We start from the raw sequence: 15051 nt of genomic DNA on the forward strand, positions 1-15051 counted from the left end.
TGGCGCGCCCCTGGTGTTTTCAGTGGTGGTGGCCCGGGGTCGCCTCCTGGTCGCCGAGGTCCGGCGGAGCGCAGTAGTCGACGTCCGATTCCGGAGAGATGAGGTCTCCGGATTCGATGTCGGTGCAGTAGGCGTCGAAGACCTCGCCGGCGGTGAGGGGGAGGAGGGTGTTGCCGCGCAGTCGCCAGCCGTAGACCCGGTCGGGGGTGCCGGGGGCGCTGGTGCGCATGACGAGCCCGCCGGGGCTGTCCGTGGCGAGACCGAGGGCGAGGACGCTGGTGAACTCGAGGGCTTCGGCCTCGTCGAGGTGGGTGGTGCCCTCGCTGTTCTGGTCAGCGTGCAGGACGGCGACGAGGGTTTCGGGTGGTCCGGAGACGCTGCAGACGAGGTGCCGGTTGCCCGCGGGGGCGGTGTCGAGGATGCGGCTCAGGAGGTGGTTGGCGCGGGCGAAGGCGGCGCGTCCGACGTCCTCGCCGCAGGTGGGGCAAGGGCCGAGGCGGGCGAGGAGCGTGCTGGCGTACTCCCAGGTGGCCTGGCGTACCGCCTCGTCGACGAGGGCGGGGACCAGGTCGGTGAGGGGGCGGCCGTCGTAGGGGACGGTGGCGCCGGTGGCCGCGAGTTCGGCGGTGAAGCGGGTGCGGCTGGCCGGGTTGTCCGGGTCGAGTCCGGCGGCGGTGCAGAACTCGGCGAATTCCTCCGGGTCGAAGAGGGCGAGGGTGGTGTGGGTGCCCTCGGCGGCGCGGGTCCTGAGGAGGGATTCGATCTGGCGGAGGTAGGTGAGGTGGTCGTCGAAGGTGAAGGTGCGGTAGCGCCGCATGGCGCTGAAGTCGTGTTCGTCGGTCAGCAGGCCGATGGTGCCGGCGATCTCGCGGCGCAGGACGCGTCGCATGGTCCGGTGGTCGGTGTGCGCCATGGTTCCCCCTGTGTGCGGTCGATCAATGCTCACTCACAGTAACCGGCACCACTGACAATGCGTGCCGCGGAACCCGGTCGCGGACCTGACGGCGCTGGATTCCGCAGCTGACGGAGCCAGGGAGGGTCAGGCGCGCTTGCGGGCCAGGTCCTCGAAGTAGCTCAGCAGGTCGAGGTTGTCGATGGAGCCGGGGTTGACCGCCTTCTCCAGAGGCGCGCCCTGGAGCAGGCGTTTGACCGGGACCTCGATGCGTTTGCCGGTGAGGGTGTGCGGGACGCCGGGGACCTCGATGATCTCGTCGGGGACGTGCCGGGGCGAGAGCTGTTCGCGGATGGCCTGCCGGACGCGGTTCAGCAGGGCCTCGTCGAGTACCGCGCCCGGTGCCAGGTGGACGAAGAGGGGCATCCAGTAGCCCCCGTCGGGCTGCTCGACGCCGATCACGAGGGACTCCCTGATCTCCGGGAGGCGCTCGACGACCTCGTAGATGTCCGCCGAGCCCATCCGAACGCCCTGGCGGTTGAGCGTGGAGTCGGAGCGACCGTGGATGATCACCGAGCCTCGTGCGGTGACGGTGATCCAGTCGCCGTGGCGCCACACGCCGGGGTAGGTGTCGAAGTAGCTCTCGTGGTAGCGGCTGCCGTCGGGGTCGTTCCAGAAGCGGATCGGCATGGAGGGCATGGGTTTGGTGACGACCAGTTCGCCCACTTCGTCGATGACGGGGTTTCCGGCCGGGTCCCAGGCCTGGAGGTCGGTGCCGAGGCCGGGCGCCTGCAGTTCGCCGGTGTACACGGGGAGTGTGGGTACGGCGCCCGCGAAGCAGGAGCACACGTCGGTGCCGCCGCTGACGGAGGCGATCCAGAGGTCGGCCCCGCTGTCCGCGAACTCGTCGTGCAGCCAGCGGAAGCCGTCGGGGGGCAGCGGGGAGCCGGTGGTGGCGACGCACTTCACCCGGGAGAGGTCGTGGTCCCGGGCGGGGTGCACGCCGGCCTTGCGGCAGGCCATCACGTAGGCGGCGGACGTGCCGTAGAGGGTGGCTCCGGTGCGTTCGGCGACGCGCCACTGGGCGCCGGTGTCGGGATAGCCGGGGCTGCCGTCGTACAGGACGATCGTGGTGCCGGTGAGCAGGCCGGAGACGAGGAAGTTCCACATCATCCAGCCGGTCGAGGTGTACCAGAAGAAGCGGTCCTCGGGGCCCAGGTCGCAGTGCAGTCCGAGCTGTTTGAGGTGTTCGACCAGGATGCCGCCCTGGGACTGGACGATGGCCTTGGGCAGGCCGGTGGTGCCGGAGGAGTACAGCACCCAGAGCGGGTGGTCGAAGGGGACCTGTTCGAACTCGGGTTCGGTGTCGGCCGAGGTGAGCGCCGACCACTCCAGGGCGCCCTCGGGAGCCGGGGTGCCGAGCAGCGGGATGTGCACGACGGCGCGCAGGGTGGGCAGTTCGCGGCGGAGTTCGGCGACGATCTCGCGGCGGTCGTGTTCCTTGCCGCCGTAGCGGTAGCCGTCCACGGTGAACAGGACGACGGGTTCGACCTGCTGGAAGCGGTCCAGGACGCTGCGGGCGCCGAAGTCGGGGGCGCAGGAGGTCCAGACGGCGCCCACGGCCGCGGTGGCGAGGAGGGCGACGACGGCCTGCGGGACGTTCGGGAGGTAGCCGCTGACGCGGTCACCGGGGCGGACGCCGAGGCCGCGGAGTTCGGCGGCCAGGGAGCCCACCTGGCGGCGCAGCTCCGCCCAGGTGACCGGGCGGGGTTCGTGGGTCTCGTCGACGTGCAGGAGAGCGGGCTCGTCCGCGCGGGTCGCGGCGGCGCGCAGGGCGTGTTCGGCGTAGTTCAGCCGGGCGCCGGGGAACCACTCGGCGCCGGGCATGGAGCGGTCGCCGAGCACGCGCGCGTAGGGCGTGGAGAACCGCACGTCGAAAAAGTCGGTGACGGCCTTCCAGAAGGTGTCGAGGTTGTCCAGGGACCAGTGGTGCAGTGCCGGGTAGCCGCCGTCGGCGGGGGCTCCGTGGTGTTGCGCCGCCCAGGACTGGAACCTGGTGACGCGTGCCTGGGCGATCCGCTGCGGATCGGGCTGCCAGAGCGGCTGGGGGTTCGCGGTCGACATGGGGCGGCTCCCGGGCTTCTGCGCGTGTGCGTGGGCCGCGCACAGGCTGGGGTGTGCGCGTGACGCGGCTGACAGGGACGATGCCATGTGATCGACTTCTACACCAGGGCGCGCTCCACATAGTCCGTGTCGTGACGATGTGGTCCCGGCACGGGTGAACGGCAGTTGAACGGCACGCGCATGTGGAGCGCTGAGTGGCAGGGTGAGCAGCATGGACGGTCGTGGCCTGGTGCGTTCGGTAAGAGTGGTCGGTTCGAGCAAGGCGGCTCAGGGGTTGCGTACCGTACGGGCGGCGTGGCGCAGGCGGCGGATCGATGCCGCCGGGCTGCCCGCGCGGGGCGCTGAGCGGGCGCGGGTGCCGGGACCGGTGCGGGACGCGGAGCCGGGGCCGGGCGGCGGGGTGATCCGGTTCAGCCGGTCCGAGCTGCGGATCACGGTCGCCGTGAACGGGGCCGTCTTCTGGGGCTGGGACGGGGCCGGTCCGGAGCCGTCGTACGCCCTCGCGGGGCGCTGCCCGGAGCCGGATCCGCGGGCGGTGCTGGAGCCGGACACGGACGGCGGCTGGCGGGTCGTCGCGGAGCGGGTGACGGTCAGCGTGTCGCGGCACGGGGCGGTGGAGGTCTGCACGCCTGGTGGCGTGATGCTGCGGCGGGATCTGCCGCCGCGCTGGTGGGAGCCGGTGGGTGGGGGTCCGGCGCGGTGGGTGCAGCGGTCGGAGGTGGCCGCGGACGCGCGGTTCTTCGGGCTTGGCGGGCGTGCCTCGGGGCCGCGGCTGCGGGACGGCACGTACCGGCTGTGGAACACCGATCCGGGCCGTCCCTTCGGGCCCGGTGACGATCCGCTGTACCTCACCATGCCGGTCCAGCTGGTGGTGGCGGACGCGGCGGCGCATCTGGTGTTCCACGACAGTTCCTGGGACGGGACGGTGACGCTCCTGGAGGGCGAGGAGGGCGCCGGTTCCGGGCATGACCGGGCGGGGCGCTGTGAGCTGCGGATGGACGGCGGTCCGCTGCGCTGCTGGGTGATGGTGGGCACCCCCGCGCGTGTGCTGCACACGTGGGCCTCGCTCACGGGTGCGCCCGCGCTGCCGCCGGCGTGGGCGCTCGGCCATCACCATGCGCGCTGGGGGTTCGGCAGCGAGCAGGAGGTGCGGCGGATCGTCGCCGGTTACCAGGAGCGCGGGCTGCCGCTGGACGCCGTCCACCTCGACATCGACCACTACGACGCCCACCAGGTGTTCACCGTCGATCACGAGCGCTTCCCGAAGCTGCCGGCGCTGGCGGAGGAGTTGCGGCGGGACGGGATCCGGCTGGTGTCGATCGTCGATCCGGCGGTGAAGGCCGAGCCGGGCAACGCGGTCCACGACAGCGGGACGGCGGTCGACGCCTTCGTCCGTGACGCCTCGGGGCGGACGGTGGAGGGGGTGGTGTGGCCCGGGGAGACGGTCTTTCCCGACTTCACGGACGCGCGCGTGCGCTCGTGGTGGGGCGGACTGTACGAGGAGCGGCTCGCCATGGGTTTCGCCGGGTTCTGGCACGACATGAACGAGCCGACGTCCTTCAGCGCCTTCGGCGAGTCCACGCTGCCGCGCTCGGCCCTGCACTCCTTGGAGGGGCGCGGCGGCGACCACCGGGAGGCGCACAACGTCTACGCGCTCTGTATGGCGCGGGCGGCCTACGAGGGGCTGCGCGACCTCGCGCCGAAGGAGCGGCCCTTCCTGTTCTCCCGCTCGGGGTGGGCCGGCATGCAGCGCTACGGGGGCGCGTGGTCCGGTGACGTGGCCACCGGCTGGCCGGGGCTGCGCGCGTCGCTGTCGCTGGTGCTGGGGCTGGGGCTGTGCGGGGTGCCGTACTCGGGGCCGGACGTGGGCGGTTATGACGGGAGTCCGTCGCCGGAGCTTTTTCTGCGCTGGTTCCAGCTGGGCGCGTACCTGCCGCTGTTCCGTACGCACGCGAGCATGCGGGCCGGGCGCCGGGAGCCGTGGGAGTTCGGCGCCGAGGTGCTGGAGCACGCGCGCGTGGCCCTGCTCGAACGGCGGCGTCTGCTGCCGTACTTCGTGACGCTGGCGCAGCTGGCGCGGCGGACCGGAGCGCCGTACGTGCGGCCGGTGTGGTGGGGTGCCCCGGAGGACCGGGCGCTGCGCGACTGCGAGGACGCGTTCCTGCTGGGCGATGCTCTGCTGGTGGCTCCGGTGCTGGATCCGGGTGCCGACCGGCGTGCGGTGCAGCTGCCCCGTGGGCGCTGGTACGACACGGTGACCGAGCAGGCGTACGAGGGGCCGGGGCAGGTGCTCGTCGACGCCCCGCTGTCGCGGATCCCGGTGCTGGCACGCGCGGGTGCCGTCCTGCCCGTGCGGGACCAGGACGGCGGGACGCTGCTGGAGGTGTGGGCGCCCGCTCGGGGGCGGGCCGGGAGCGGGCTGGTGGCGGTGGACGCGGGCGACGGCTGGGACGAGCCGGAGGTGGAGCGATACGTGGCCCGCTGGGAGGGCCCGCGGGTCGTCGTCCGGCGCGAGGACGAGACCGGCGTGCGCGAGCCGTCCTGCCCTGTCCGGGTCCGGGGGCTGGGCTGAGCCGGAGGGCTCAGTAGCGGCCTTCGAACCACGCGCGTACGGCGAGGCTGTGCAACGGGAAGGCGAGCTCATCGGGGCGGCGCAGCAGGTGCCAGCCCTCTGTCTCGTCGGTCGCCGCCGACGGCGGGAGGCCTTCGGCGGGGCGTTCCGGGAGGAGTCCGAACAGCAACAGGTGCCCGTCGGGTGAGCTCATGGCGTCGACGAGCCGTACGTCGCGGGCGGCCGCCTCGATGCCCGTCTCCTCCTTGAGCTCACGGACGACGGCGTGCCGCCAGTCCTCGCGGTCGTCCACGTAACCGCCCGGCAGTGCGGTGCCTCCGCGAGCGGGAGCCACGGTGCGGGTGATGACGACCAGGGCGGTGCCCTTCGTGTCGTAGACGGGCTGGAGGGCGATCGCCACCGGCAGCGGGTTGCGGTAGGCGGCCTGGCCGCAGGCCGGGCAGGTGCGGGGCCAGCCGGAGATTCCCTCTCCGTAGGCCGCTCCGCAGCTCGAACAGTGCGAGCCGGGTGCGGAGTTGGCAGGTGGATGCTGATTTTCGGACACGCGCGGACTTTATCCGATCAGGAGAACGACGTCTTACCGGCAACGGAGCGCCCCGTTCCGGAAGTGAACCGACATCCGGCGACCCGACGCGGGAACGGGCCGGGCAGTGCGGCCCGCCGACGCGGCCTGCCCAACTCGGGCGACCCGTGGCACACTTCTGACGTTCCGTCAGATCTGCTGGGCTGGAGGAGCTTTGTCACGTACACGCACGCCGACCGTCGCCGGCTGGTTCACCGGCGAGGGGGACGGCTTCCGGCTGCTGGGGACCCGCTGCGCGGCCTGCGCCGCGGTCTTCTTCCCGCGTGAGGACGTGCACTGCCGCAACCCCGGGTGCGCGGGCGGCGACCTGGAGGAGGTCCCGCTCTCCCGGCGCGGACGGATCTGGTCGTACACCGACAGCAGGTACCGTCCGCCGTCACCCTATGTGAGCGACCCGGAACTTCCGTGGGAGCCGTATGCGTTGATCGCTGTGGAGCTGGAGTCCGAGCGCATCGTGGTGCTGGGACAGGCGGTTCCCGGCATCACCGCCGCGGACCTGGCGGTGGGCATGGAGGTCGAGGTCGTCCCCGGAGTGCTCGGCGAGGACGCCCGGACGACCTGGACGACCTGGCACTGGCGGCCGACGGGAGTCGCGGCATGACGGCGGACGTGGCGGTGCTCGGTGTGGGCATGCACCCCTGGGGCAAGTGGGGGCGCGGCTTCGCCGAGTACGGGACGGCGGCGGCTCGCGCGGCGCTCGCGGACGCCGGACTCGCATGGCGGGACATCGGCTCGATCGTGGGCGCGGACACGGTGCGTGGCGGGTATCCCGGCTACGTGGCGGGCGCCACCTTCGCCAAGGCGCTGGGCTGGCAGGGCGCCCGGGTCACGAGCGTGTACGCCGCGTGCGCGTCCGGGGCCCAGGCGATCGCCGCGGCGCGGGCACAGATCCTGGCCGGCCTCGCGGACGTGGTGCTCGTGGTCGGTGCGGACGCGGCGCCCAAGGGCTTCTTCCGACCCGCCGGAGGGGACCGGCCGGACGATCCCGACTGGCTGCGCTTCCGGCTGCTGGGGGCGACGAACCCGACGTACTTCGGGCTGTACGCGCGCCGCCGGATGGCGGAGTTCGGAGACACCCCCGAGGACTTCGCGCTGGTCAAGGTGAAGAACGCGGCCATGGGGGCGCTCAATCCGTACGCCCGCTACCGCGTACGGGTCACCGCCGAAGAGGTCGCCGCGTCCCGGGTGGTCGCGGACCCGCTGCGGCTGCTGGACATCTGCGCCACCTCGGACGGCGGGGCGGCGCTGGTGCTGTCCAGTGTGGAGTTCGCGCGCCGGCACGGGGCGCCTCGGCCGGTACGGATCCGCGCGGTGTCCACCGTCACACCCCGCTATCCGAGCACGGTGCTGGATCTGCCGGACATCGCCACCGACTCCGCGGCGGCGGTGGAGCCGCCGGCGGAGTCCTTCCGCGCGTCGATCGCACGCGCCGCCTACGACGAGGCGGGCATCGGCCCCGAGGAGTTGTCGCTCGCCGAGGTGTACGACCTGTCCACCGCGCTGGAGCTGCAGTGGTACGAGGACCTCGGGCTGTGCGGTGCGGGCGAGGCGGCGAAACTGCTGCACGAGGGCGCGACGGCCCCGGGCGGGCGGATCCCCGTCAACTCCAGCGGCGGGCTCGCGTCCTTCGGGGAGGCCGTGCCGGCTCAGGCGATCGCCCAGGTCTGCGAGCTGACCTGGCAGTTGCGGGAGGCCGCGGGCGACCGGCAGGTGGCGCACGCGCGCGTGGGGATCACGGCCAACCAGGGACTGTTCGGGCACGGCTCGTCCGTGATAGCGGTGCGCTGAGATCACGGGTCGGAGAGCGCGGGGCTCATACCCTGAGTGACCCCCGGAACGGGCCCGCCGTAATCCCGAACTCGACGGCGGACTCGCCGTGCCGATCCTCCGCTCCGCGGCCCGCAAGGAGGCACTGCTGCCGCCGCACAGCAACGGGTGCGCGGTGGCGGAGCCGTGACAGCTGTCCGCCGACGGGTTGACTGTCATCGTTGCCGTCGTCGACCTTGACGCCCCCTGGGTGCCGGTGAAAACTTCCGGTGTCGGTCGACATCGCCGTACATTCTCGGCGCATTCAGACACCCCGCCGTGGGCTGCTCATGTCTCACGGCCCGTTTTCCCCTGGGCGATTCGGCTGCCACGGCACGCTCGTCACGGACGCCGGGCGGGGCGCGGGACCTACCCTGCCTTCGGCTGACGTCGCCAAGGGAACCGTTCCTGCTCAATGCGCCGGGGTCGATGCCCCCGGCCAGCGCCCTAGGAGCCGCCATGAGCAACGGAGACATCTTCGTCGGCGAAGTCATCGGTACGGCCATCCTGATCCTGTTCGGTGCCGGGGTGTGCGCCGCGGTCACCCTCAGACACTCCAAGGCCCGGGCGGCGGGGTGGGTGGTGATCGCGTTCGGCTGGGGATTCGGCGTCCTCGCCGGCGCCTACACCGCCGCTCCGCTCTCCGGCGGGCAGCTGAACCCCGCCGTCACCCTCGGCATCGCCGTGGACACCGGCGTGTGGGGCAAGGTGTGGGTGTACCTGCTCGGGCAGTTCGTCGGTGCGGTGCTCGGGGCCGCGCTGACCTACCTGGTCTATCTGGCCCAGTTCCAGGCCAACGTGCGCGACGAGGAGTCCGGAGAGGAGCCGACCGAGACGCTCGGCATCTTCTCCACGATCCCGGAGATCCGGAACCCGGTCGCCAACCTGGTCACCGAGATCATCGCGACGATCGCGCTCGTCCTGCCGATCCTCGCGTTCGGACTGACCAAGGGGCTCGGCGAGTCCGGCACGACCGTGCTGATCGTCTCCCTGCTCGTCGTCGGCATCGGGCTGTCGCTCGGCGGCCCCACCGGTTACGCCATCAACCCTACGCGCGACCTCGGCCCCCGGATCGTGCACACGTTCCTGCCGATCCCCAACAAGGGCACGTCGGACTGGGGGTACGCCTGGATCCCGGTCGTCGGGCCCCTGATCGGCGGGGCTCTCGCGGGCCTCATCTACAACGTGGCCTTCTGACCCGCGCGGCCCTCCCACCCACGCAGCCTTTCGACCCAGCGACCAAGGGGCAGCCATGACGGACACCGCCGAGACGTACGTCGCCGCGATCGACCAGGGCACCACGTCGAGCCGCTGCATCATCTTCGACCACGGTGGCGCGATCGTCGCCGTCGACCAGCGTGAGCACCGGCAGATCTTCCCCAAACCGGGCTGGGTGGAGCACGACGCCACCGAGATCTGGTCCAAGGTGCAGGCCGTGGTGGCCGGGGCGCTCGCCAACGCGGGCCTGCGGCCGGACCAGTTGAGCGCGCTGGGCATCACCAACCAGCGCGAGACGACCGTGCTCTGGGACCGTGCCACCGGCAAGCCGGTGCACAACGCGATCGTCTGGCAGGACACCCGCACCGCGGCCCTGTGCCGTGAACTGGGCGGCAGCGACGGCCAGGACCGCTTCCGCGAGCAGACCGGACTGCCCCTGGCCAGCTACTTCTCCGGCCCCAAGGCAGCCTGGCTGCTGGACAACGTGCCCGGACTGCGGGACCGGGCCGAGCGCGGCGAGATCGCCTTCGGAACCATCGACTCCTGGCTGATCTGGAACCTCACCGGCGGCCCGGACGGCGGCCGGCACGTCACCGACGTCACCAACGCCGGGCGCACCATGCTGATGAACCTGGAAACCCTCCAGTGGGATCCCGCCATCCTCGCCGCGATGAACGTCCCCGCGTCGGTCCTGCCCGAGATCAGGTCCTCCGCCGAGGTGTACGGCACCGCCGTCGGCCAGCTCGCCGGGGTGCCGGTGGCGTCCGCGCTGGGCGACCAGCAGGCGGCGGTCTTCGGGCAGGCCTGCTACGACGTCGGCACGGCGAAGAACACCTACGGGACGGGCAGCTTCCTCCTGCTCAACACCGGCAACCGGCCGGTGCCGTCCAAGAGCGGGCTGCTGACGACGATGGGCTACAAGATCGGCGACGAGGCGCCGGTGTACTGCCTGGAGGGTTCGATCGCGATCACCGGCGCGCTCGTCCAGTGGTTCCGCGACCAGCTCGGCATCATCCGCACCGCCGACGAGATCGAGCCGCTCGCGGCGAGCGTCGACGACAACGGCGGTGCCTACATCGTGCCCGCCTTCTCCGGCCTGTTCGCGCCCTACTGGCGTGCGGACGCGCGCGGGGTCGTCACCGGGCTCACCCGCTACGTCACCAAGGCGCACCTCGCCCGCGCGGTGCTGGAGGCGACGAGCTGGCAGACGCGGGAGGTCGTGGACGCCATGCTCCAGGACTCCGGTGTGCAGATCACCACCCTGAAGGTGGACGGCGGCATGACCGGCAACAACCTCCTGATGCAGCACCAGGCCGATGTCCTCGGGGTGCCGGTCATCCGGCCCAGGGTCGCCGAGACGACCTGCCTGGGCGCCGCCTACGCGGCCGGCCTGGCCACCGGCGTGTGGAACGACCTGGACGAGCTCAAGTCGCACTGGCGCAAGGACGCGGAGTGGACGCCCGCGATGGCGGCGTCGGTGCGTGAGCGGGAGTACGCGAGCTGGCGCAAGGCGGTGGAGAAGAGCTTCGGCTGGCTGACGGACGGCGAATGACCGCCCCGTGACCACGGCCCGTACCCCGGTCGGCGGGGGTACGGGCCGTGCCGCCGCCGTTCAGGTGGTGACGGCCTGCCGATGGCCCGCCGCGTACGCCATCGCGTGCCGGACGACGCCGATGAGCACGTCCTTGACCGACTCGCGGTCCCGGGCGTCGCAGAGCACGACCGGTACGTCCGGGTCGAGGTCGAGGGCCTGACGCACCGACTCCACCGGGTAACGGGCCGCGTCCGCGAAGCAGTTGACGCCGACGAGGAAGGGTATCGACCGCCGCTCGAAGTAGTCGACGGCGGCGAAGCAGTCCTCCAGGCGGCGCGTGTCGGCGAGCACGACCGCACCCAGCGCGCCCTCGGCCAGCTCGTCCCACATGAACCAGAACCGCTCCTGGCCGGGCGTGCCGAACAGGTACAGGACCAGGTCGTCGCGCAGGGTGATGCGGCCGAAGTCCATGGCGACGGTGGTGGTGCGCTTGCCCTCGACGCCGGAGGTGTCGTCGACCGGCCGCCCCGCCTCGGTGAGCAGCTCCTCGGTGCGCAGGGGCCTGATCTCGCTGACCGCGCCGACCAGGGTCGTCTTGCCCACGCCGAAGCCGCCGGCCACGAGGATCTTGAGCGTGACGGGCTCGACCGGGGGCTTGCCACGCTCGGATCGCCCGAAGATCATCGTTTTCTCCTGCTTGATGGGGTCGTTGAGGTGATGGTGGTGCCGGACGACGGGCGGCCGTATCCGCCGCCACCCGGGGTTTCGATGACGAGCACGTCGTCGGGGCCGACGGCCGCGGCATCGCTGCCGCGGAGTTCGGTGACCGTGCCGTCGGCCCGCTCCACCCGGTTGGCACCGAGCGCGCCGGGCTCGCCCCCGGCCATGCCGTACGGCGGCACGCGGCGATGCTGGGAGAGGGTGGAGACGGCCATCGGTTCGAGGAAGCGGACGCGGCGGACCGCACCGTCCCCACCGTGCCAGCGGCCCGCGCCGCCGCTGCCCGGCCGCACGGCGAACTCGTCGAGGCGGACGGGCAGCCGCCACTCCAGTACCTCCGGGTCGGTGAGCCGGGAGTTGGTCATGTGGGTCTGGACGACGCTCGCGCCGTGGAAGCCGTCACCGGCACCGGATCCGGAGGCGACGGTCTCGTAGTACTGGTGGCGTTCGTTGCCGAATGTGACGTTGTTCATGGTCCCGGAGCCCTCGGCCTGGACGCCGAGCGCCGCGTAGAGGGCGCCGGTGATGGCCTGGGAGGTCTCGACGTTGCCCGCGACGACGGCGGCCGGGGGTTCAGGTGCCAGCATCGAACCGGGCGGTACGACGATGTCGAGGGGGCGCAGACAGCCGTCGTTGAGCGGGATGTCGTCGGCGACGAGGGTGCGGAAGACGTAGAGCACGGCCGCGTTGACGACGGCGAACGGGGCGTTGAAGTTGGTGGCGAGCTGGGCGGAGGTGCCAGTGAAGTCGATGGTGGCGCGCCGCCTGTCGCGGTCCACGCGCACGCGTACCCGGATGACGGCGCCGGAGTCGGTCTCGTAGGCGTACGCGCCGTCGTCGAGGACGTCGATGACCCGGCGCACCGCTTCCTCCGCGTTGTCCTGGACGTGCCGCATGTAGGCCTGGACGACGTCGAGGCCGAACTCCTCGATCATGCCGCCGACCTCGTCGACGCCTTTGTGGTTGGCGGCGATCTGGGCGCGCAGGTCGGCGAGGTTGGTCGGGATGTTGCGGGAGGGATAGCGGGCCCCGGCCAGCAGCCTTTGCGTCTCGGCCTCCCGGAAACGGCCGTTCTCGGCGAGCAGCCAGTTGTCGAAGAGGACGCCCTCCTCGTCGATGGTGCGGCTGTTCGCCGGCATCGAGCCCGGCGCGATGCCGCCGATCTCGGCGTGGTGCCCGCGGGAGGCGACGTAGAAGAGGATCCGGTCACCCTGCGTGGCGAAGACCGGGGTGATCACGGTGACGTCGGGCAGGTGGGTGCCGCCGTGGTAGGGGTCGTTGACGGCATAGGTGTCGCCGGGACGCATCGAGCTGCCGCGGCGGCGGATGACCTCTTTGACGCTGGTGCCCATGGATCCCAGGTGGACGGGGATGTGCGGGGCGTTGGCCACCAGGTTCCCGTCCGGGTCGAACAGGGCGCAGGAGAAGTCCAGGCGTTCCTTGATGTTGACGGACTGGGCCGTCGACTCCAGGCGGGCGCCCATCTGCTCGGCGATCGACATGAAGAGGTTGTTGAAGACCTCAAGCAGGACCGGGTCGGCTTTCGTGTCGAGATCGGAACTCTCCGTGACCGTCGTGCGTTCCATGACCAGATGCCCGTCGTCGGTCGCCGCGGCCCGCCAGCCGTCGTCGACGACGGTCGTGGCACCGGCCTCGGTGATGATCGCCGGGCCGGTGACGGACTCGCCGGGGGGCAGGGCCTCGCGGCGGTGGAGGGGCACGTCGCGCCAGGCGCCGCCGGTGTGGAGGCGGACGGTCCGCGGGGCGGCGGGGGTGCCCTCGTACGGGGCGAGGGCGGAGAGATCGGGGGGTTGAGTGATGCCGGTGGCTTCCACGGAGAGCGCTTCGACGACGACCGGCCGGTCGAGTGTGAAGGAGTACGTGGCGCGATGACGTTGTTCGAAGGCGTGTTTCATCGCGTCGGGTTCGGTGAGTTCGACGGTGAGGGTGGTGTCGGTGCCGTCGTAGCGGAGCTGGGCGCGGCGCGTGACCTCCACGCGGTCCTCGGGCACGTCCTCGGCGAGGAGTTCGCCGCGGGCCGCGGCCTCCAGGTCGTCGGCGGTCTCGCGGATGCCGGCCATGGCGCCGGGCTCCAGGGCGGCCTCGACCGACTGCTCGCGCATGGCGGTGGTGTCGGCGAGCCCGATGCCCAGCGCGGACAGGACGCCCGCCATGGGCGGCACCAGGACGGTGCGGATGCCCAGCGAGTCGGCGACCATGCAGGCGTGCTGCCCGCCGGCCCCGCCGAAGGTGGTGAGGGCATAGCGGGTGACGTCGTGGCCCTTCTGGACGGAGATCCGCTTCACGGCACCCGCGATGTTGGCCACGGCGATGCTGAGGTAGCCCTCGGCGACCTGTTCGGGGGTGCGGTCGTCGCCCGTCCGCTCATGGATCTCCCGGGCGAGCGTGGTGAAGCGGTCGCGGACGAGCCCGGCGTCCAGCGGCTGGTCCCCGTCCGGCCCGAACACCTGGGGGAAGTGGGCCGGCTGGATCCGGCCGAGCATGACGTTGGCGTCGGTGACGGCGAGCGGTCCGCCGCCCCGGTAACAGGCCGGGCCGGGGTCGGCGCCGGCCGAGTCCGGGCCGACGCGGTAGCGGGAGCCGTCGAAGTGCAGCACCGAGCCGCCGCCCGCGGCGACGGTGTGGATGTCCAGCATGGGGGCGCGCAGCCGGACGCCCGCGATCTGCGTGGTGAAGACGCGCTCGTAGCCGCCCGCGAAATGGGAGACGTCGGTGGAGGTGCCTCCCATGTCGAAGCCGATGACCCGGTCGAACCCGGCGAGCCGCGACATCCGGGCCATGCCGACGATCCCGCCGGCCGGTCCGGAGAGGACGGCGTCCTTGCCGCGGAACTGTCCGGCCTCGGCGAGCCCGCCGTTGGACTGCATGAACATCAGCCGCACGCCGTCGAGCGCGTCGGCGACCTGGCGTACGTAGCGGCGCAGCACGGGCGACAGGTAGGCGTCGACGACGGCGGTGTCGCCGCGCGGGACGAGTTTCATCAGCGGGCTGACCTCGCTGGACAGCGAGATCTGCGGGAAACCGGTCGATGCGGCCAGCTCGCCGATCGCCCGCTCGTGGGCGGGGTAGAGGTGGCTGTGCATGCAGACGACGGCGACGGCGCGGATCCCGTCGTCGTACGCCGCCCGGAGCGGGGCCGCCAGGGCTTCCAGGTCGGGCGCGCGCAGCACGGTGCCGTCGGCGGCGACGCGCTCGTCGGCCTCCACCACCCGTTCGTACAGCAGCTCCGGCAGGTCGATGCGGCGGGCGAAGATGCGGGGGCGGTTCTGGTAGGCGATGCGCAGGGCGTCGCGGAAGCCGCGCGTGATGACGAGGAGGGTGCGCTCCCCCTTGCGTTCGAGAAGGGCGTTGGTGGCGACCGTGGTGCCCATCCGGACGGCGTCGACGGGGTCTTCGGAGCCGGCGAGGAGTTCGCGCACGGCGGCCACGGCAGCGTCGGAGTACCGGGCGGGGTTGTCGGAGAGCAGTTTGTGAGTGAGCAGGCGGCCGTCCGGGCGCCGCGCGACGACGTCGGTGAACGTACCGCCACGGTCGACCCAGAACTGCCAGCCTGTCACGTCACTACTCCGCTTCCGCGCCGG

The 15051-nt window shown here is 72.0% G+C and carries 9 protein-coding genes and 1 pseudogene; 5 read left to right on the plus strand and 5 right to left on the minus strand.

Going from position 1 to position 15051, the window contains the following annotated elements:
• Positions 1 to 19 precede the first annotated feature (19 nt).
• Positions 20 to 913, minus strand: a complete 894-nt coding sequence (locus tag AB0M11_RS28220; protein ID WP_365710301.1) for a hypothetical protein — start codon at positions 911 to 913, stop codon at positions 20 to 22.
• Positions 914 to 1039: 126 nt separating this feature from the next.
• The gene (locus AB0M11_RS28225; RefSeq protein ID WP_365710303.1) at positions 1040 to 3016 is read right to left on the minus strand and encodes an acetoacetate--CoA ligase; all 1977 of its coding nucleotides are present in this window, start codon (positions 3014 to 3016) and stop codon (positions 1040 to 1042) included.
• Positions 3017 to 3227: 211 nt separating this feature from the next.
• Here AB0M11_RS28225 and AB0M11_RS28230 point away from each other — a divergent pair, with 211 nt between their 5' ends.
• Entirely contained in the window at positions 3228 to 5588 is a 2361-nt protein-coding gene (locus AB0M11_RS28230; RefSeq protein WP_365710305.1) for a TIM-barrel domain-containing protein, read from the plus strand.
• A gap of 10 nt (positions 5589 to 5598) precedes the next feature.
• Here AB0M11_RS28230 and AB0M11_RS28235 read toward each other — a convergent pair whose 3' ends face one another.
• The gene (locus AB0M11_RS28235; RefSeq protein ID WP_365710307.1) at positions 5599 to 6132 is read right to left on the minus strand and encodes an NUDIX domain-containing protein; all 534 of its coding nucleotides are present in this window, start codon (positions 6130 to 6132) and stop codon (positions 5599 to 5601) included.
• 193 nt (positions 6133 to 6325) lie between these two features.
• On the opposite strand from AB0M11_RS28235, the gene AB0M11_RS28240 reads away from it, so the two are divergent.
• The 4 genes from AB0M11_RS28240 to glpK all read left to right on the plus strand — a co-directional run bounded on the left by AB0M11_RS28240 (position 6326) and on the right by glpK (position 10747).
• On the plus strand, positions 6326 to 6772 hold the full coding sequence (locus AB0M11_RS28240) for an OB-fold domain-containing protein (RefSeq protein ID WP_365710309.1): 447 nt from the start codon (positions 6326 to 6328) through the stop codon (positions 6770 to 6772).
• Complete coding sequence (locus AB0M11_RS28245; RefSeq protein ID WP_365710311.1) at positions 6769 to 7959, plus strand: lipid-transfer protein; 1191 nt, start codon at positions 6769 to 6771, stop codon at positions 7957 to 7959. The genes AB0M11_RS28240 and AB0M11_RS28245 overlap by 4 nt, the downstream gene beginning before the upstream one ends.
• Before the next feature lie 477 nt (positions 7960 to 8436).
• Complete coding sequence (locus AB0M11_RS28250; protein ID WP_365710313.1) at positions 8437 to 9174, plus strand: MIP/aquaporin family protein; 738 nt, start codon at positions 8437 to 8439, stop codon at positions 9172 to 9174.
• A gap of 55 nt (positions 9175 to 9229) precedes the next feature.
• Positions 9230 to 10747, plus strand: a complete 1518-nt coding sequence (gene glpK / locus AB0M11_RS28255) for a glycerol kinase GlpK (RefSeq protein ID WP_365710315.1) — start codon at positions 9230 to 9232, stop codon at positions 10745 to 10747.
• A gap of 60 nt (positions 10748 to 10807) precedes the next feature.
• Here the strand turns inward: glpK and AB0M11_RS28260 are convergent, their stop codons facing one another.
• Together AB0M11_RS28260 and AB0M11_RS28265 are read right to left on the minus strand one after the other, a co-directional pair.
• Complete coding sequence (locus AB0M11_RS28260; RefSeq protein ID WP_365710361.1) at positions 10808 to 11413, minus strand: ATP/GTP-binding protein; 606 nt, start codon at positions 11411 to 11413, stop codon at positions 10808 to 10810.
• A pseudogene (locus AB0M11_RS28265) lies at positions 11400 to 15027 on the minus strand (hydantoinase B/oxoprolinase family protein); the annotation flags it as partial. The pseudogene AB0M11_RS28265 and the gene AB0M11_RS28260, both read right to left, overlap by 14 nt.
• Positions 15028 to 15051 lie beyond the last annotated feature (24 nt).

Source organism: Streptomyces sp. NPDC051987 (assembly GCF_040680735.1).
Classification (GTDB): domain Bacteria; phylum Actinomycetota; class Actinomycetes; order Streptomycetales; family Streptomycetaceae; genus Streptomyces.

Excerpts from the sequence above, each read along its gene's own strand:
- AB0M11_RS28220 (WP_365710301.1), bottom strand. The coding sequence starts at position 913 with ATGGCGCACACCGACCACCGGACCATGCGACGCGTCCTGCGCCGCGAG.
- AB0M11_RS28225 (WP_365710303.1), bottom strand. The coding sequence starts at position 3,016 with ATGTCGACCGCGAACCCCCAGCCGCTCTGGCAGCCCGATCCGCAGCGG.
- AB0M11_RS28230 (WP_365710305.1), top strand. The coding sequence starts at position 3,228 with ATGGACGGTCGTGGCCTGGTGCGTTCGGTAAGAGTGGTCGGTTCGAGC.
- AB0M11_RS28245 (WP_365710311.1), top strand. The coding sequence starts at position 6,769 with ATGACGGCGGACGTGGCGGTGCTCGGTGTGGGCATGCACCCCTGGGGC.
- AB0M11_RS28250 (WP_365710313.1), top strand. The coding sequence starts at position 8,437 with ATGAGCAACGGAGACATCTTCGTCGGCGAAGTCATCGGTACGGCCATC.
- glpK (WP_365710315.1), top strand. The coding sequence starts at position 9,230 with ATGACGGACACCGCCGAGACGTACGTCGCCGCGATCGACCAGGGCACC.
- AB0M11_RS28260 (WP_365710361.1), bottom strand. The coding sequence starts at position 11,413 with ATGATCTTCGGGCGATCCGAGCGTGGCAAGCCCCCGGTCGAGCCCGTC.